This is a genomic window from Kitasatospora sp. NPDC059747, assembly GCF_042732955.1.
In the GTDB taxonomy this organism is placed as follows: Bacteria; Actinomycetota; Actinomycetes; order Streptomycetales; family Streptomycetaceae; genus Kitasatospora.
Genome location: NZ_JBHWGV010000019.1, coordinates 51,682 through 68,995, shown reverse-complemented (window position 1 = coordinate 68,995; position 17,314 = coordinate 51,682). Strand labels below are relative to the sequence as shown.

Genomic DNA, 17,314 nt, shown 5'->3' with positions numbered 1-17,314 from the left:
CGGTGCGGTGCCTGCGCGGTTGTCTGGTGGCACGGCGGGACAGCCCCACCGGAGGACACCAGAGGAGCCACCGTGAACCAGCAGCTCGACGCCCGCACCGTCGTCACCGCCTACGTCACCGCGATCGCCGGGGGTGACCTCGACACCGCCGTCGCCTGCTTCGCCGACGACGCCACCTGGGAGTACCCGGGCACCCTCCCCCTGTCGCGGGTGTGGCGCGGCAAGGAAGCCATCTTCAGCGAGTTCCTCGTCGGCGCGCGCGCCCTGTTCGCCCCCGACACCCCGCTGGAGGTGACGCTCACCCAGGTTCTCGCGGACGGCCCGAAGGCCCTCGCCGAGTGGACTTCCAAGGGGACGGCCGCGAACGGCAGCGCGTACGAGAACCACTGCGCGGCCGTGTTCACCGTCGAGAACGGGCTGATCACCGCCGTCCGTGAGTACCTTGACACCGACCACGTCGCGCGGACGCTCTTCGCCTGACGCGCCGTCAGGCCGGCAGGAGCAGGTTGACGTCGCCGAACTCGTGCCAGAGGCACCGGCTCCGGACGGCCTCGCGGTAGCAGCGGGCGAGGAGCGGAAGGCCGGCGACGGCGGCCAGGAGCTGGAGGTGGGAGGCCCGCGGCTCGTGCCAGCCGGTCAGGAGACCGTCGACCGCCCGGACGCCGCGCTCGGGGGTGATGACCAACTCCGTCCAGCCGTCGGCCTCGTGGACCGTCCCGTCCGGGTCGGCGGCGGACTCCAGCGCCCGCACCGCGGTGGTGCCGACGGCGATCACCCGGCCGCCGCCCGCCCGGACGTGGCCCACCAGTCGGGCGGTCGCCGCCGGGACGTGGAACCGCTCCGCGTACGGCGCCTCGTGCGCCTCCGGGGACGCGACGCCGGTGTGCAGGGTGATCGGCGCGAGCAGCACGCCGCGGCCGGCCAGGCGGGCGACCACCTCCGTCGTGAACGGGCGTGCGGCACTGGGCATTTCACTGCTGCCGGGGATGGTGGCGAACGCCGTCTGGTAGGCCTCCATCGGCCAGTCGCGGTCCACGTAGCCGTACCGGATCGCCCGGCCGTGGAGTGACAGGTACGGCAACAGCGCTGCGGGGAGGTCGAGTTCGGCGTACCAGAGGCGGGCGGTGAACGGGGTGGTCAACTCGGCGGCACCACCGGCCGGCAGGCCGATCCGCAGCCTCGGGCGGGCCGGACTGTCCTCGGGCGGGTAGTACTCCGCCGCCTTCCCGGGCACGACGCGGCGCAACTCCACCAGGAACGCTCCGCGTTGGTCCGGCTGGGCCGAGGACAGGTGCAGTGCGACCGGCGTTCCGTCGGGCAGCCGTCCGGGCAGGGCCGCCGGGATCGTCGCGGAGTTGTTGACCACCAGCAGGTCGCCGGGGCGCAGCACCTCGGGCAGGTCGGTGAAGCGGTGGTGCTCCACGGTGTCGCGCTCGCGCCGGCCGACCAGCATCCGGACGCCGTCGCGCGCCCGGCCGCGGGCCTCCGCCGGTGCGGGGGCGGAGAGTTCGGGCGGGACGGTGAAGTCGGGGCCGAGCTCCGTGAGGACGGTCATCGCCCACCTCGGACCGCTGCGAGGTCCGCCGCACGGTCCGCCGTGCGGTCCGCTGCAACGTCCGCTGCGAGGTCCTCCGCCCGGTACCGGCCGGACGGCGCGCCGCCCCTGAGCAGGCCGAGCAGGGCGGGGGCGACCTCCTCCGGCAGCGGCTCGCCGGAGATGTCCTCGCCGGGGCTCGCCGCCTGCAGCATCTCGGTCCGCATGCTGCCGGGATCGACCGCCCAGACCCGCAACTCCGGCTCCTCCCGGGCGAGTACGGCGGTGGCGAGGTCGAGCGCCGCCTTGCTCGCGCCGTAGCCGCCCCAGCCGACGTACGGCACGACGGCCGCGTCGGAGCTGATGTTCAGCACCGCGCCGCCGTGGGCGCGCAGCTGCGGCAGGACGAGCTGGGTGAGCGCGATCGGGGCGAGGGCGTTGACCTCGAACGTCTCCAGGAGTTCGGGCAGCGGCGCGTCGGCGATCCTGGGCAGCGGTTCGGCGCGCGCGTCGTCCGTGCCGTTGAGGGTCCCGGCGTTGTTGATCAGGAGGCTCGCGCCGCCGAGCCCGGCGGCGGCCTCGGCGAGGCGGGCGCGGTGGTCGTCGTCCACGATCGAGCCGGGCAGCGCGACGACCCTGGTGACGGCGCCCAGCCGGGCCTCGGCGGCGGCGAGCCCGGCGGCGCCCCGGGCGGTGATCACCAGCTGCCACCCGTCGGCGGCGAGCGCCTCGGCGAGGGCCAGGCCGAGTCCTCGGGAGGCCCCGGTGACGACGGCGACGCGGGTGGGGGTGGTGGGGGTGGCGGGGGCGGTGTGCTGTGCTGCGTTCATGCCCCCACGATCGCTCCGAGCGTCCGGGTGCCGGATCGGCCACCGGGACCGGGACCCGGTCGTCCGTTGGTCCTAGGGCGCCGGGTCCGACGTAGGGCGCCGGGGTCCGACGGTCAGGTGCCCCCGGCCCCGGCCGCCCAGCCCGCCGGGTCGGTCCAGGCGGACAGGGTGCGACGGCTCTCGAAGCGGTGCTCGCGGCCGGTCACGGGATCGGTGAACTCGACGACGGAGGCGAGCAGTTGGAGCGGCCGGCGGAAGTCGTCCGCGGCCGGCTCGGGCAGCACCACCGGGTACACCGGGTCGCCCAGGATCGGCACGCCCAGGCCGGACATGTGCAGCCGCAGCTGGTGCGTGCGCCCGCTGAGCGGCCGGAGCCGGTAGCGGCCGAGGCCGTCGCGCCGCTCGAGCAGGTCGATCCGGCTCTCGCTGTTCGGCGGGGCGTCGACCTCCCGGGCCGCGATCACCCCGCGCTCCTTCACGATGTGGCTGCGGACGGTCCGCGGCAGGCTCAGCCCGGGGTCGAAGGGCGCGACGGCCTCGTACTCCTTGCGGACCAGCCGGTCGCGGAAGAGCGTCTGGTACGCGCCGCGCTCCTCGGGCCGCACGACGAACAGGGCGAGCCCGGCGGTGAGGCGGTCGAGCCGGTGTGCGGGGCTGAGCGCGGGCAGGTCGAGGCCGTGCCGCAGCCGCGACAGCGCCGTCTCGACGACGTGCTTGCCGCGCGGGGTGGTGGCCAGGAAGTGCGGCTTGTCGACGACGACCAGGTGTTCGTCGCGGTGCACGACGGCGAGCTCGAACGGCACCCGAACCTCGTCGGGGAGGTCCCGGTAGAACCACAGGTGCCCGCCGGGCCGGAACGGGTCGTCCGGCGCGACCGGCCCGTCCTCGCCCACGATCTCCCGCCCGTGCAGCGCGGCGTCGACGCGCGCCGTGCCGACGGCGGCCAGCCGCTCGACGAGGTACGCCCGGACGGTCTCCCAGGGCCCCTCGATCGGCAGCCGCAGGTGCACGGGGTCCACACCGTTGCGCTGCGGAAGGGGGGAGGCCGGGCGGCGGCTCTTGCGTCTCATCTCGGTCACCCAGCCTAGTCGGGCGGCCGACGGCCCGGCCGACGGGGGCGCGGCCGGAGTCCCTGACCGCGCGGGTGGCACCCGGCCTGCTCCGAAAGACACGCCCTGGGTGCCGGGTGTCGGGGGCGCGGGGACAGTGGAGGGGTGATCGAGGAGGAGGACGAGCCGGGGGACTTGCCGCCGTTGCACTTGCCCCGGCGGACGCGGGGGTTGCTGTACGGCGCGTTCCTGCTGCTCGCCGGGGCCGTCGTGGCCGACCTGGTGAGCGGGCCCGGCACGACGCTCTCGCCGCTGCTCGCGGTCGCTCCGGTGCTGGCCGGGGCCACCACCAGGAAGGCGCGGGTGCCGCTCCTGGTCGGTGCGGCGGCGCTGCTGGCCGTGGGCACGCTGGAGAGCGCCAACGAGCAGCTGCCGACCGCCGTCCGGGTCAGCGTGCTGGTGACCGTCCTCGCCGCGACCCTGGCCAGCGCCGCCAACGTGCTGCTCGTGGCGGCGCGCGAGCGGGAGCTGTTCCAGGTCCGCACGGTGGCCGAGGCGGCGCAGCGGGCGCTGCTGCGGCCGCCGCCGGAGCGGATCGGCCGGCTGCGGCTGGCCGTGCGGTACGTGGCGGCGGCAGCCGAGGCCCGGATCGGCGGGGACCTTTACGCCGTCCTCGACACCCGGTTCGGGGTGCGGATCCTGCTCGGGGACGTCCAGGGGCACGGGCTGCCCTCGGTGGAGACGGCGGCGGACGTGCTGGGGGTGTTCCGGGAGGGCGCGCGGACCGAGCCCGACCTCGGGCGGCTCGCGGAGCGCCTGGACGCGGCGCTCGCCGCGAGACCGGGCGACGGGCGGTTCGCGACCGCGCTGCTGCTGAGCGTGCCGCCGGGCCGGGAGCCGGTGATGGTCGTGAACTGCGGCCATCCACACCCCCTGCTGCGCCGCGCGGGCGTGGTGGGCGAGCTGGAGCCGGAGGAGGCGGCGCCGCCGCTGGGACTGCTCGGGCTGACCGGCGGCCGCTACCCGGTGGGGCGCTTCGAGGCGCGGCCGGGCGATCTGCTGCTCCTGTACACCGACGGGGTCTCGGAGGCCCGGAACGCCGACGGGGTGTTCTACCCGCTGGCGCAGCGGCTGCCCAGCCTGCACGCGGGGCAGCCGGCGGACCTGCTGGACGGCGTGCTGGCGGACGTCGACGACTGGGTCGGCCCGGCCGGGCTCGCGGACGACGCGGCGCTGCTCGCGATCCGCTGGGAGCAGCGCGCGGAGCGCTGACCAGGGCATTCACCCGCGTGGGGCGCGATTGTCAGAGCTGTGTGCAAGGCTCTGATCACGGTCGACGGGGTGTCGGTCGCGGAGACGTTCGTCGAGGGGAGAGCGCCATGGGGCACAGGGCGAGCGGGGCGTTCGAGCTGACCGCCTTCGAGCCGGTGGAGACGGAGGAGCGGGCGGGTGCGGCGTTCGGCCGGATCCGGATCGCCAAGACGTTCACCGGCGGGATCACCGGCACGAGCGAGGTGCGGATGACGTCCGTCGGGGACGCCGCGGGCGCGCCGGCCTCGTACGTCGCGGTGGAGCAGGTGACGGGTGAACTGGACGGGCGGAAGGGCTCGTTCGTGCTCCAGCACGCCGCCTGGGACACCACCGGTGTGACGATACGCGTCGTCCCGGGCACCGGCTCGGGCGAGTTGGCCGGGCTCACCGGGGAGTTCCACCTGACCGTCGGCGAGGACGGCGCGCACACCTACCTCCTGGAGTACGAGCTGGGCTGACGCCGCCGCCCCTCCGTCGACCGTCCCCCGGTCGGCTGCGCGCCGCGCGCTCCGGTCGGCCGGACACACTGCCACGATGATGCGATCAGTGCACGATCGACATCGGAGGGTGGCGCATGCCCGGTGCGGCGGCGAGCACAGGAGCGAACGGCACGGCAGTGGACGTCACGAACCCGGACGGCACGGTCGACGGGGTGGTCGCCCGGCTGCGGGCGCTCGGGGCGGGGCTGCCGCCGGAGGACGGGGTGGCGGTGTTCAACCGGGCCTACCTCACCGTCACGGAGGCGGTCCGGGAGCGGCTCGGTGGTCCGTACTTCGCCGATCCGGCGGCGGTGGCCGAGCTGGACGTGGTGTTCGCGGGGCGGTACCTGCTCGCGGTGGCGGCCGACGCCGCCGGGCGGGAGCCGCCCGCCTGCTGGCGGCCGCTGTTCGAGCTGCGCGCCCACACCGGGGTGCACCCGCTGCAGTTCGCCCTGGCCGGGATGAACGCCCACATCCAGCACGACCTCCCGCTGGCCGTCCTGGACGCGTGCGGGCTGCTCGGCTGCGAACCGGAGGACGTCGAGGACGACTACCACCGGGTCAACGGGGTGCTGGCCGAGGTGGAGGCCGCCGTCCGGGAGCAGCTGCTGGGCGCGCACGGGCTGCCGGAGCCGGCCGCGCCGCTCGCGCACCTGCTGGGCGCCTGGTCGGTGGACGCCGCCCGCGAGGCGGCCTGGTCGGCGGTGCGGGCGCTGTGGGAGCTGCGCCGGGTGCCGTGCGCCGCGCACGCCTTCGCCGCCGCGCTGGACGGCTCGGTGGGGCTGCTCGGCCGCGCGCTCCTGCTGCCGCTCGGCCTGCACGACGGCGTCCACCACGACCCGGCCGCAGGAACGGCTGCGGGAACGGCCACGGGAACGGCCGCCGGCCGGCTCCCCGAAGCGAGGAACCGGCCGGTCGGCGAACCCGAGAACGGTGGCGGGGCGGGCGCACGCGCCGCCCGTGCGGATCAGGCCCAGCTGGAGTGCAGCGGCTTGCCCTCGGCGTAGCCGGCCGCGCTCTGGACGCCGACGATCGCCTTCTCGTGGAACTCCTCCAGCGTGTTGGCGCCCGCGTAGGTGCAGGAGCTGCGCACGCCGGCCACGATCGAGTCGATCAGGTCCTCGACGCCCGGGCGGGTCGGGTCGATGAACATCCGGGAGTGCGAGATGCCCTCCTCGAACAGCGCCTTGCGGGCGCGGTCGTAGGTGGAGTCCTGGGCGGTGCGGTTGCTCACGGCGCGGGCCGAGGCCATGCCGAAGCTCTCCTTGTACTGGCGGCCGTCGGCGGCGGTGTGGAGGTCACCCGGGGACTCGTAGGTGCCGGCGAACCAGGAGCCGATCATCACGTTGGAGGCGCCGGCGGCCAGCGCCATGGCGACGTCGCGCGGGTGGCGGACGCCGCCGTCGGCCCACACGTGCTTGCCGAGCCGGCGCGCCTCGGCGGCGCACTCCAGGACGGCGGAGAACTGCGGGCGGCCGACGCCGGTCATCATGCGGGTGGTGCACATGGCGCCCGGGCCGACGCCGACCTTGAGGATGTCGGCGCCCGCCTCGACGAGGTCGCGCACGCCCGCCGCGGAGACGACGTTGCCGGCCACGATCGGGATCTGCGGGTCCAGGCCGCGCACGGCGCGCAGCGCGCTGATCATGCTCTCCTGGTGGCCGTGCGCGGTGTCGACGACCAGCACGTCGGCGCCGGCCTCGATCAGGGCCTTGGCCTTGCCGGCCACGTCGCCGTTGATGCCGACGGTGGCGGCGATCCGCAGCTTGCCGGCGGCGTCGACGGCCGGGGTGTACAGGGTGGCGCGCAGCGCGGCCTTGCGGGTGAGGATGCCGATGAGGCGGCCCTCGGCGTCGACGACCGGGGCGAGCTTGCGGTGGGCCTCGGAGAGCTTCTCGAAGGCGGCGCGCGGGTCGACGTCCTCGTCGAGGAGCAGCAGGTCGCGGGACATGATGTCGGCGAGGCTGGTGAAGCGGTCGACGCCCTGGCAGTCGGAGTCGGTGACGACGCCGACGGGCTTGCCGTCCTCGACGACCACGAGGGCGCCGTGCGCGCGCTTGGGCAGCAGCGACAGGGCCTCGGCGACGGTGGCGCCGGGGGCGAGGGTGATCGGGGTGTCGAACACCAGGTGGCGCTGCTTGACCCAGGCGATGACCTCGGCGATGACCTCGGTGGGGATGTCCTGGGGGATGGCGACCAGGCCGCCGCGACGGGCGACGGTCTCGGCCATCCGGCGGCCCGCGATGGCGGTCATGTTGGCGACGACCAGCGGGATGGTGGTGCCGGTGCCGTCGTTCGAGGAGAGGTCGACTGCCTGCCGGGAGCCCACGGCGGAACGGCTGGGGACCATGAAGACGTCGTCGTACGTCAGGTCGTACGAGGGCTTGAGGTCGTTCAGGAAGCGCATGAAATGGGGCTCTCTGGCTGGGAGAAGGTACACCTCGGGTGCGGTTGCGGCGATGCCGCCGGGGCGCACTCGGGCGCCCGGCACCCAACATTCGATTCTCCGGGAGGGTCGGGACAAAAGCCAGTTCGGGGACGATTGCTGGCGCTGTGCACAAATCAAGATCAAAGCTTCGCGCGTAGACTTGGATGATCGTCCAAACGATCGACCTTTCGCCCCGGCCGGGGCGACTCCCGTAGCATTCACGCGGTAACGGCGAGGCGAAACGGGAAACGGCAGCGAGCGTGGGCATCGATCAGCAAGTAGCGGCACAGCACCTCCGGGAGAGCCCGGTCGAGGGCATCGAGGAGGAGATCGACTACGGTCCCGGCCTCGATCCCGAGCGCCTGCGGCTCTGTCTCGAGGTGATCGCGGAGCTGGACGAGCTGCACGTCGACCACCCGGACGCGATCACCGTCCGCCAGGCCGTCGGCGGCATATTCCGCACGCTCAAGCAGCGCCGCCGCCAGGAGACCCGGGCCCGCAAGACCGCCAACGACCGCGAGGTCACCGCCCGCACGGCCACCGGCGCGCCGACCAGGATCGACGACGAGACGGCCGGCGCGTTCGGCCTGACCACCGTCACCACGACCGAGATCGCGGGCATCCTGGAGCGGCCCCGCTCCTGCTACACCTGCAAGAAGCGGTACGTCGAGGTCGACGCCTTCTACCACAACCTGTGCCAGCCCTGCGCGACGCTCAACCGGGCCCGCCGGGACGCCCGCGCCGACCTCACCGGCAAGCGCGCGCTGCTGACCGGCGGCCGGGCCAAGATCGGCATGTACATCGCGCTGATGCTGCTGCGCGACGGCGCCCACACCACGATCACCACGCGCTTCCCCAACGACGCGATCCGCCGCTTCAAGGCGATGCCGGACAGCGACCAGTGGATCCACCGCCTCAAGATCGTCGGGATCGACCTGCGCGACCCGGCCCAGGTCATGGCGCTCGCGGACGAGGTCGCCGCCGACGGCCCGCTGGACATCCTGATCAACAACGCCGCGCAGACCGTCCGCCGCCCGCCGGAGTCCTACCGCGAGCTGGTCGCCGCCGAGACCGCGCCGCTGCCGGCCGGCGAGCTCCCGCAGGCCACCACCATCGGCCGCTTCGGCAGCGGCAGCGTCGACCTGCCCGCGCTCCCCCACCAGGCGGGCGGGGCCGACCTGCGGATGGCCGCCGAGGACGTCACCTCGCTCGCGCTCGTCACCGGCTCCGCGACGCCCGCCCGGATCGCGGCCGGCACCGCGATCGACGCCGGCGGCCTGGTACCCGACCTCGCGGACACCAACAGCTGGGTGCAGACCGTCTCGGAGGTCGGCCCGATGGAGCTGCTGGAGGTGCAGCTCTGCAACTCCACCGCGCCGTTCATCCTGATCAGCCGGCTCCGCCAGACGATGGCCGCGTCCTCGTCGCGCCGCAAGTACGTGGTGAACGTGTCCGCGATGGAGGGCGTCTTCACCCGCGGCTACAAGGGCGCCGGCCACCCGCACACCAACATGGCGAAGGCCGCGCTCAACATGCTGACCCGCACGAGCGCGCAGGAGATGTTCGAGAGCGACGGCATCCTGATGACCGCCGTCGACACCGGCTGGATCACCGACGAGCGCCCGCACCCGGACAAGATGCGCCTGGCGGACGAGGGCTTCCACGCCCCGCTCGACCTGGTCGACGGCGCGGCCCGGGTCTACGACCCGATCGTGCGCGGCGAGCGGGGCGAGGACCTGTACGGCTGCTTCCTCAAGGACTACGAGCGCGGCAACTGGTAACCACCCGAAGGAGAACGCGAGTTGGCCTCCACCTCACCCGGACCGGCAGCACCCGCACCGGCAGCACCCGCCCGGACGGTCGCGCCGATGCTCGGCGCCGGCGTCATCGTGCCCACCGGGGACGGCCGGGTGCTGGTCGGCCGCCGCACGACCGCCGGCGAGCCGCCCACCTGGAGCCTGCCGGGCGGGAAGGTGGAGGAGCCGGGCGAGTCCTTCGAGCAGGCGGCGGCGCGCGAACTCGCCGAGGAGACCGGCATCGTGCTGCCGGCCGACGAGATGCGGGTGCTGGCCGTGCTGCTCGACCACGAGCTCGGCCGGCCCCGGCTGACCGCCGCCGTGCTCGCGCCGCCGAGCCTCGCCGAGGCGCTGGTCACCGAGCCGCACGCGTGCGCGGGCTGGGAGCGCTTCGCGGTGGACGCCCTGCCGGAGCCGATGTTCTACCCGTCCGCCCTCGTCCTCGGCGCGTGGCTGCCGGGCATGGACGGGGTGCGCCGCCCCGGCACGCACGGCTACCGGATCGGCTGAGCCGGAGCACACCGGTGTCCCGGGGCTCCCCTGCTGCCCCGGGACACCGGCCGCTCGACCGGATCCCGCCCGTCAGCCGTTGCGCGCCGCCTCCGGCCCGGTGATCCGCCTCAGCAGCGGCAGCGTCGAGGCGATGATGCCGAGCGAGGCGAGCAGGCCGAAGCCCGTCAGCCCGTAGTAGAGCGCGCCCGGCGACACCAGGTCGTAGTCCATCTGCGACGTGAGGAACATCGCCGCCGCCGCGAAGCCCGTCCCGATCGAGATCGCCGCGACCACCAGCAGCGGCAGCGCGCTCTCCAGCCCGATCACCCGTTGCAGCAGCCGCAGCGGCGCCCCGGTCAGCCGCAGGATGGCGAACGGCCGCCTGCGGTCGGAGAGTCCGGCGACCACGCTCACCGCGAGGCTGCACCCGGCGATCGGCAGGGTGGTCAGCAGGACGACGTTCGCGAGTTGGCGCCAGCCCTGGAGCTGCTTCTGCGACACGGTGCCCCAGTCGGCGGCCATCCGCGCCTCGTACGTCGGGTAGGCCCTGGTGAAGAGCGTCCGCAGCTGTTCCATGGCCGCCGACGAGCCGTCGGTGGTCGTGTAGACCATGCGCACCGGCAGCGCGGCGGCGTCCTGCACGGAGATCGGAGCGGCGGGCCACTCCTGGGCGCTCGCCTCCCGCAGGTCGACGAACTGCCAGAGCGGGACGAGGGCGACGGCCGCGCCCGGCGCGCAGTGGCCGATCACCGGGACCTGCGCCAGCTCCGGGCAGAGCACCAGCGCGGGCGCGGGCATGGCCTCGGAGCCGTGGTACTCCCGGCCGAGCCCGGCCGGGTTGTCGTGGGCCAGTGCCAGGCCGCGGAAGCCGGGCACGGCGCGGGCGGAGGCGAGCACGGAGTCGGGCACGGTGCCCATCGCGTCCGAGCGGAAGAGGTCGAACGACGGGGCGTGGACGACGGCCTTGCGGATCTCCGGATCACCGCTCAGCGCACCGCGGTTGGCGTTGATCGTACCGATGACGCTCACCGTCGAGGTGACCACGAACAGCGCCAGCACCAGCCCGGCCACCGAGCGGAACCCGGCCTTCGGGTCGTCCGCGAGGCGGCGCACCGCGATGAGCGAGGCCGGCCGGCCGGTCCGCCGGGCCACCGCCCGGGCGACGACCATCGTCAGCCACGGGCCGGCCACCACGAGGCCGAGCATCACGAGCAGGAAGCCGGTCAGGTAGGCCGCCGACTGACCGTTGGTGGTCGGCGGGCGGTTGTCGACGAAGTAGCCGAGCTCGCCCAGCCCCGCCAGCAGCGGGACCACCCGCCAGGCGCTCGGCGGCTTCGGCGTCACCCGGCGGGAGACGCCCAGCGGCGAGATCGTGACCCGCCGCAGCGCGAACCGGGCGGCGAGCGCCGCCGCCACCGGCACGCCCACCACGGCGCCGAGCACCTGCGGGACGGTCAGGGTCAGGTCGGAGGTGAAGAACCGGCTCCCGGTGAACGGGACCTCGGCCACCAGCGGGCGCAGCGCCGCGTGGAGCGCGAAGCCGAGCACCGTCCCGGCCACCGACGCCACCGTGGACTCGACCGCCGAGATCACCGAGACCTGCCGGGGTGTCGCGCCCACCAGCCGCATCGCGGCGAAGCGCTGTTCGCGGGTGGCGGCGGACAGCCGGGTCGCGGTGCCGATGAAGATCAGCACCGGGAAGATCAGCGCGCCGGCCACCACGGTGAGGATGAGCGTCATCGCGTCGCCGCGCACGCCGTGGCCGAAGCAGTCGTTGTCGCAGTCGGCGGGCAGGGTGGTGGCGATCGTCGTGATCTGCCGGGCGCGCGGCCCCGCCCTGACCTCGTCCGCCGTGCGGCCGATGACGATCGACAGGCTGTCCGGGGAGGGCAGCGCTGCGTCGCCCAGGGTGCCGGCGAGCCGGCCGGGGAAGCGGTCGCCCAGTTGGACGGCCGGGACGTCGCGCAGCAGTTTCTCCAGCGCGGGCGAGGCGTAGTACTCGCCGGGGGCCGGCAGCCCGGTCAGGCCCGGCGGGACGGGCGAGGTGGGCCCGGTCGGGGCGACCTCGACCTCGAAGACCTCCTTGCCGTCGTAGAAGTCGCCGTGCGCGTACCACCAGAGCGGGTCGACGGCGGCCGGTGCCTCGGCCCGGCTCTTGGTACCCGAATTCATCCACAGCTGACGCTCGTTGGCCCGGCCGATCGCGTTGACGCTCGCGAACGTGGAGAGCAGCAGGCCGACGCCGATCGCGACGGCCGCCGCGATCATCGCCAGCCGGGCCAGCGCCTCCCGGCCGCCGCTGACGGCCAGGCGGAGCGAGAAGGCGATCACGGCGCCACCGGTCCCGCCACCGGTCCGGCCGCCTGCCCCGCCACCGACCCCGCCACCGGTCCCGCCGAGAGCACCCGGGCCGAGCCGTCGCGCACGATCGCCTCGCGGTCGGCGTAGGCGGCGACGCGGGGCTCGTGGGTCACCAGGACGACGGTCGTGCCCTGTTCGCGGGCCGAGGCGACCATCAGGTCCATCACCTGCTCGCCGGTCAGCGAGTCCAGGGCGCCGGTCGGCTCGTCGGCGAAGAGCACCTGTGGGCGGGCCACCAGGCCGCGGGCCAGGGCGACGCGCTGCGCCTGACCGCCCGACAGCTCGCCGGAGCGGCGCTTCTCCATGCCGTCCAGGCCGAGCCTGGCGAACCACGGCCGGGCGTCGGCCAGCGCGGCGGCGCGGCGCACGCCGTTCAGCAGCAGCGGCAGGGCGACGTTCTCCTCGGCCGTCAACTCCGGCACCAGCTGGCCGAACTGGAACACGAAGCCGAAGCGGTCCCGGCGCAGGGCGCTGCGCCGGGCCTCGGCCATGGTGTCGATCCGCTGTCCGTCGAAGTGCACCTCGCCGGCGTCGGGCACCAGGATGCCGGCCAGGCAGTGCAATAACGTCGACTTGCCCGACCCGCTCGGGCCCATGACGGCCAGCACCTCGCCGGCCTCGACCGAGAGACTGGCCCCGCGCAGCGCGGGCGTCTCCCCGAAGGACAGGGCTATGTCGCGGGCCTCGATCACGGCGGTCATCGCCGCACCTCCGCGGCGAGGGCGCCCAGGCGGGCGGCGGTGAGGTCGATCCAGCGCAGGTCCGCCTCCAGGTGGAACAGGCCGTGGTCGGCCAGCAGGGCGTCCACCAGGGGGCCGGTGCGGCGCAGGTCGGTGAGCTCGCGCATCCGGCGCAGGTGGGCGGCGCGCTGGGTGTCCAGGTAGTCCTGGGCGTCGCGGCCGAGCATCAGGGCGAGCACGACCTTGGTGAACAGCGTGCTCTGCAGGTTGGGTTCGGGCGCGACGGGCTCGGTCAGCCAGGTCTCGAACTCCGTCGCGCCGGTCTCGGTGATCACGTAGCGCTTGCGCTCGGGACCGTCGCCGGGCTCCGCCTCGCCGGCGACCACCTTGCCGTCGCGGGCGAGGCGGCCGAGCGTCGCGTAGACCTGACCGTACGGGAGGGGTTTGCCGCGGCCGAACAGGGCGTCGTAGTCGCGCTTGAGGTCGTAGCCGTGGCTCGGCTCCCGTTCCAGGAGCCCGAGCAGGGTCAAGGGAACACTCATGGAGAGGACCATACCCCACGCGTATACTCCGAGTGTATATCCGGCGAGAACAAGCCGCTGACCTGGCGCGACGTCAGAACCCGGCGTACGGCGGGCAGGAGGCGGGCCCCACACCCGCCCCCTGCCGCACACCGCGGCCCGACGCCCCCACGGCGAACCGGGCCGGGCCGCACCCGGGCACGGGAGGCACGGCCCGGTTCCAAGCCTGCCCCGCCCGCGCCGCCCTGCCGAGGGCCGAACGTCCCGTTCCGGTCACCCCGTTCCGGCCGCCGAGGCCGCCGCCACCGGCGCCCGGCCGTCACACGCCGCGTTCGTGCGAACCCGCACGGCTCTTGTGCGCGGGTTCGCGCGGGGTGGACATTGGGTAACGGAACACCGTTCACCACTGCACAGTCCCAACACACCTGAGGAGCCGTCATCGTGTCCAGCAGCCCCCGGCCGGCCCGGCCGGCGTCGCTCCCGCGGCGGACCGGCCGCCAGCTGCGACGGGCCCTCGGCGGACGGCGCGAACCGCTCGCCCGGTCCGTGGACCGCTCCCGCGCCCGCGCCTGGGCCGTCGCCGCGCTGGGACTGCTGCTCGCCCTCGCCCTCGCCACCGCCGGCGCCCTCGTCAGCTACCGCTCCGCCGCGCCCCGGGCCGCCGCCGACCACGGCCGGCTCCACCAGGTCGACGCCGTCGTGCTCGGCCCGCCCCAACACGGCACCTCCGCCGGCCGGCTCGCCGGCGGGTACGAGAGCCGCGTCGAGGCCGAGGCGAGCTGGACGTACCCCGACGGGCAGCCGCACACCGGCACCGTCCAGGCGCCCCGGACGGCCGCCGTCGGCAGCACCGTCCGCATCTGGGTCGACCCCGACGGCACCGTCACCGCTCCCCCGCTCGACCGCGGCGCCGTCGTCGTCTCCGCCGCCTGCATCGGCGCCGGCACGCTGCTCGCCCTCGTCGCGCTCGTCGTCGTCGGGCTCCGCCTGCGGCTGCGGGCCCTCGAACGGCGGTCCGACGAGTCCTGGACGCGCTCCTGGGCCCGACTCGAACCCCTCTGGAGCGGCCGCGCGGGCCACCGGCAGGACGACTGAAACCGACCGGGGCCGATCCGCGTCTCCTCCGTCAGCCAACCGCACCCGGGGGACCACAGACATGAAGCACCGCCGCACCGCCCTGGCCGCCGCGCTCGCGCTGGGCCTGGCCGCACTCGTCACCGGCTGCGGGCCGGACGACCCGGACCCCGCGCCCGCGGCCGCCTCGCCGGCGCCCACCACGGCCGCCTCCGGCGCGCCCGCGCCCGCCCCGACGGCGAGCGCGGCACCCACCACGCCCGCGCCGACCGCCTCTGCGGCGCTCAAGCCCTGCCACCCGGACCCGGCCCGGCCGGACTTCGTCAAGTTCGACTCCGCGACCACCGCGGGCGGCGTGACCAAGGTGACCCTGACGCCGGTGAGCTGCGGCTACAAGGCGGAGAACGAGGAGCTCGTCGAGTACACCCCCACCGGCGACGCCACGGGCTACCAGCTGACGAAGAACGCGGTGGTGCAGGTCATCGAGTTCACCGGCAAGGGCACCAAGGAGCGCACGATCGCGCCGGCCGAGCTGGCCACGTACAAGCTGGCCAGCACGCCGTACTTCGCGGTCCACCGGAACGAGCAGGGGAAGATCACGGCGATGAAGGAGATCTACCACCCCTGAGACACGCCCTGGTCACGGCCGCGCCGCCCAGGGCGGGGTGGTGCGGGAGGCGCGGTGGAGGACGGCCGCGACGGCGACCAGCAGAGCCGAGGCCAGGGCCAGCGCCGTCGGGACGTTCGCGTGGAGGACGAGCAGGGCGCCCAGCAGGGCCCCGGCGAGCATCCAGACCGCGGAGGCCAGCCGGCGGGGGCCGGAGCGGTCCGCGGCGAGGGCGGTGATCGTCATGGTCAGCACCGTCGTCGTCAGGTCGGGCACCTTCAGCGAGCGCACCACCGCGTTCTGGCCGCCCATCGCCAGGGCGAGCAGCCCGATCAGCGCGTAGCGGACCGGGTCGGCGGTGTGCCCGGCCGCCGCCGCCAGGACGGTGCTCACGACGACGAGCGCCGCCTGGGCCGCCACCGCCGCCCGCAGCAGCCGTCCCCGGTGCTCGGGCAGACGGTCGGCGAGGCGCCCGCCGGCCAGGGCGCCGACGAGGAAGGCGGCGAGGGCGGCGAGCGACGCGGTCGCGGAGAGGTTGGCCGCGCCGGCCAGGGCGAAGCCGAGGAACACCACGTTGCCGGTCATGTTGGCGACGAAGACGTGCCCGAGCGCGAGGTAGCTGACCGCGTCGACCACGCCGGTGACGACGGTGAGCACCAGGAGCAGCGGCACGAGCGGCCCGTGCCTGGGGTCGGGAGTGAGCATCGGGCCTCCTGGCGGTGGACGGTCTGACGGTCCCTCCGTTCTACTCCCTCACGCGAGCGCCGGGGCGCCGGGATCGTCCGATTCGTCCTCGACGTGCCAGTGGAGGTCGCGCACGCCCGGTTCGAGGGAGAGCCGGGTGACGACCTGCTCCAGCGCGGGGGCGACCTGGCCGGTGATGGCGACGGTCGCGCGCAGGCTGGTGGCCTCGCCGTTGTCGGCACGGCGGGCGCGCAGGCCGGTGGGGGTGAGCCCGGAGGCCGACAGGGACTGGAGCAGCAGGGCCCGGATGTGCGCCTCGGACTTGCGGTCGCACTCCACGTGGACGGTCGCGCGGTTGGTGGAGTCCGGGTCGCTGCCGGACTGCGGGGCGCGGTCGAGCAGCCGCCCGGCCGGGCGCAGCACGAGGTGGACGGCGAGCACGGCGAGGGTGCCGAGGACGGCGAGTTCGAGCTTGCCGGAGGCGGCGAGCACCCCGACGGCGGCCGAACACCACAGTGTGGCGGCGGTGTTGAGGCCGCGCACGCCGGCGCCGTCGCGCAGGATGACGCCACCGCCGAGGAAGCCGATGCCGGAGACGACGTACGAGGCGACCCGGGTGGGGCTGCCGGTGTCGCCGACGGCCTCGCTGTAGAGGACGAACAGGGTGGCGCCGGCGGCGACCAGGGCGTTGGTGCGCAGGCCGGCCATCCGGGCGCGCCACTGGCGTTCGACGCCGATCAGGGCGCCGCAGGCGACGCCGGTGGCCAGCCGGACCAGGAACTCGACGGTGGTCAGGGTGTGCACGGCGGCACCTCCTACGGGGAGACGGCGGGCGGACGGGAGGGGAAAGCGGAACGGACGGGCGGCAGGCCCTCGGCCCGCCCCCGTCCGTTCGGTGGGTTCACGGTGGCTCAGTGCCCGAGGGCGGTCTGGACGACCTTGATGATGACCATGATCATCGCGATCAGCAGGTAGGCGCGCAGGGCGCCCATGCCGACCTTGCGGGCGGTGGACATGACCGGCTTCTCCAGGGTCTCCAGCGGGGGCATCCGCCAGTTCTCGCGCCCGGTGCGGTCGACCGGGTCCTCCTTGGTGCCGCTCCGGCCGAAGGTGAAGAAGTACCCGGCGACCAGCACGCCCGCCACGCCGCAGCCGGCCATGATCCACAGGATCGCCTCCGAGCTGATGTCCGGCCAGACGACGGCGGCGGTCAGGATCAGCGACAGCATGACCAGCACGCCGACCACGGCCGAGGTGAAGGCGTTGGTCTTCGGGCCGTTGACCCACGGGCCCAGGACGGCCTTGTCGTTGCACAGCAGCAGCAGGAAGACCGTCGCGGAGGGCAGCAGCACGCCGGCGAGCACCTGGACGAACTGCGTCATCAGGCCCTGGGTGTACTCGGTGGACAGCAGCGTGATCGCCGCGGCGACCACGACCAGGCCGGCGTAGATCCCGTAGAAGCCCTTCG

Annotated in this window: 18 protein-coding genes; 8 read left to right on the top strand and 10 right to left on the bottom strand. The window is 74.6% G+C overall.

Annotated features, from left to right (window positions below):
- Window positions 1-72 precede the first annotated feature (72 nt).
- Window positions 73-480 carry a nuclear transport factor 2 family protein gene (locus ACFV4G_RS11280; protein WP_380438898.1) on the top strand — a complete coding sequence of 136 codons (408 nt, stop codon included), beginning with the start codon at window positions 73-75 and terminating at the stop codon, window positions 478-480.
- Between the two features lie 7 nt (window positions 481-487).
- Here ACFV4G_RS11280 and ACFV4G_RS11275 read toward each other — a convergent pair whose 3' ends face one another.
- The 3 genes from ACFV4G_RS11275 to ACFV4G_RS11265 form a co-directional block, all read right to left on the bottom strand.
- Window positions 488-1,555 carry an S-adenosylmethionine:tRNA ribosyltransferase-isomerase gene (locus tag ACFV4G_RS11275; RefSeq protein WP_380438896.1) on the bottom strand — a complete coding sequence of 356 codons (1,068 nt, stop codon included), beginning with the start codon at window positions 1,553-1,555 and terminating at the stop codon, window positions 488-490.
- On the bottom strand, window positions 1,552-2,364 hold the full coding sequence (locus ACFV4G_RS11270) for an SDR family NAD(P)-dependent oxidoreductase (RefSeq protein WP_380438894.1): 813 nt from the start codon (window positions 2,362-2,364) through the stop codon (window positions 1,552-1,554). Before ACFV4G_RS11270 ends, ACFV4G_RS11275 begins: the two co-directional genes overlap by 4 nt.
- A 113-nt stretch (window positions 2,365-2,477) precedes the next feature.
- Window positions 2,478-3,434: an RluA family pseudouridine synthase gene (locus ACFV4G_RS11265; RefSeq protein ID WP_380438947.1), complete on the bottom strand. Its 957-nt coding sequence runs from the start codon at window positions 3,432-3,434 to the stop codon at window positions 2,478-2,480.
- 144 nt (window positions 3,435-3,578) lie between these two features.
- Between ACFV4G_RS11265 and ACFV4G_RS11260 the strand changes: the two genes are divergently transcribed.
- The 3 genes from ACFV4G_RS11260 to ACFV4G_RS11250 all read left to right on the top strand — a co-directional run bounded on the left by ACFV4G_RS11260 (window position 3,579) and on the right by ACFV4G_RS11250 (window position 6,210).
- Window positions 3,579-4,685 (top strand): PP2C family protein-serine/threonine phosphatase, encoded by a 1,107-nt coding sequence (locus tag ACFV4G_RS11260; protein ID WP_380438892.1) that lies wholly within the window; start codon window positions 3,579-3,581, stop codon window positions 4,683-4,685.
- 107 nt (window positions 4,686-4,792) lie between these two features.
- A complete protein-coding gene (locus ACFV4G_RS11255; protein ID WP_380438890.1) occupies window positions 4,793-5,182 on the top strand; it encodes a DUF3224 domain-containing protein in 390 nt (129 codons plus the stop codon).
- A 158-nt stretch (window positions 5,183-5,340) separates the two neighbouring features.
- On the top strand, window positions 5,341-6,210 hold the full coding sequence (locus ACFV4G_RS11250) for a DUF5995 family protein (RefSeq protein WP_380438888.1): 870 nt from the start codon (window positions 5,341-5,343) through the stop codon (window positions 6,208-6,210).
- Here ACFV4G_RS11250 and ACFV4G_RS11245 read toward each other — a convergent pair.
- Entirely contained in the window at window positions 6,171-7,610 is a 1,440-nt protein-coding gene (locus tag ACFV4G_RS11245) for a GuaB1 family IMP dehydrogenase-related protein (RefSeq protein WP_380438886.1), read from the bottom strand. The two genes, ACFV4G_RS11250 and ACFV4G_RS11245, sit on opposite strands and share 40 nt — an antisense overlap.
- Window positions 7,611-7,948: 338 nt before the next feature.
- Between ACFV4G_RS11245 and ACFV4G_RS11240 the strand changes: the two genes are divergently transcribed.
- Window positions 7,949-9,412, top strand: coding sequence for an SDR family NAD(P)-dependent oxidoreductase (locus ACFV4G_RS11240; RefSeq protein ID WP_380438945.1), 1,464 nt, complete (start codon window positions 7,949-7,951; stop codon window positions 9,410-9,412).
- A gap of 21 nt (window positions 9,413-9,433) precedes the next feature.
- Entirely contained in the window at window positions 9,434-9,937 is a 504-nt protein-coding gene (locus ACFV4G_RS11235) for an NUDIX hydrolase (RefSeq protein WP_380438884.1), read from the top strand.
- A gap of 72 nt (window positions 9,938-10,009) precedes the next feature.
- On the opposite strand, the gene ACFV4G_RS11230 is transcribed toward ACFV4G_RS11235, so the two are convergent.
- Genes ACFV4G_RS11230 through ACFV4G_RS11220 form a run of 3 tightly spaced genes read right to left on the bottom strand, consistent with a single transcriptional unit; the run spans window position 10,010 to window position 13,502 of the window.
- On the bottom strand, window positions 10,010-12,250 hold the full coding sequence (locus ACFV4G_RS11230; RefSeq protein ID WP_380438883.1) for an FtsX-like permease family protein: 2,241 nt from the start codon (window positions 12,248-12,250) through the stop codon (window positions 10,010-10,012).
- Window positions 12,247-12,981 (bottom strand): ABC transporter ATP-binding protein, encoded by a 735-nt coding sequence (locus ACFV4G_RS11225; RefSeq protein ID WP_380438881.1) that lies wholly within the window; start codon window positions 12,979-12,981, stop codon window positions 12,247-12,249. Before ACFV4G_RS11225 ends, ACFV4G_RS11230 begins: the two co-directional genes overlap by 4 nt.
- Window positions 12,978-13,502, bottom strand: a complete 525-nt coding sequence (locus tag ACFV4G_RS11220; protein ID WP_359963749.1) for a PadR family transcriptional regulator — start codon at window positions 13,500-13,502, stop codon at window positions 12,978-12,980. The genes ACFV4G_RS11225 and ACFV4G_RS11220 overlap by 4 nt, the downstream gene beginning before the upstream one ends.
- Window positions 13,503-13,922: 420 nt before the next feature.
- On the opposite strand from ACFV4G_RS11220, the gene ACFV4G_RS11215 reads away from it, so the two are divergent.
- Complete coding sequence (locus ACFV4G_RS11215; protein WP_380438879.1) at window positions 13,923-14,576, top strand: hypothetical protein; 654 nt, start codon at window positions 13,923-13,925, stop codon at window positions 14,574-14,576.
- A gap of 61 nt (window positions 14,577-14,637) precedes the next feature.
- Window positions 14,638-15,183 carry a hypothetical protein gene (locus ACFV4G_RS11210; RefSeq protein ID WP_380438877.1) on the top strand — a complete coding sequence of 182 codons (546 nt, stop codon included), beginning with the start codon at window positions 14,638-14,640 and terminating at the stop codon, window positions 15,181-15,183.
- A gap of 12 nt (window positions 15,184-15,195) precedes the next feature.
- On the opposite strand, the gene ACFV4G_RS11205 is transcribed toward ACFV4G_RS11210, so the two are convergent.
- From ACFV4G_RS11205 to ACFV4G_RS11195, 3 genes are all read right to left on the bottom strand, one after another.
- The gene (locus ACFV4G_RS11205) at window positions 15,196-15,867 is read right to left on the bottom strand and encodes a YoaK family protein (protein ID WP_380438875.1); all 672 of its coding nucleotides are present in this window, start codon (window positions 15,865-15,867) and stop codon (window positions 15,196-15,198) included.
- 48 nt (window positions 15,868-15,915) lie between these two features.
- Window positions 15,916-16,650, bottom strand: a complete 735-nt coding sequence (locus tag ACFV4G_RS11200) for an MgtC/SapB family protein (protein ID WP_380438873.1) — start codon at window positions 16,648-16,650, stop codon at window positions 15,916-15,918.
- 107 nt (window positions 16,651-16,757) lie between these two features.
- Window positions 16,758-17,314, bottom strand: a 557-nt coding sequence (locus ACFV4G_RS11195; RefSeq protein ID WP_380438871.1) for a divalent metal cation transporter, incomplete at its 5' end; no start/stop codon positions are given.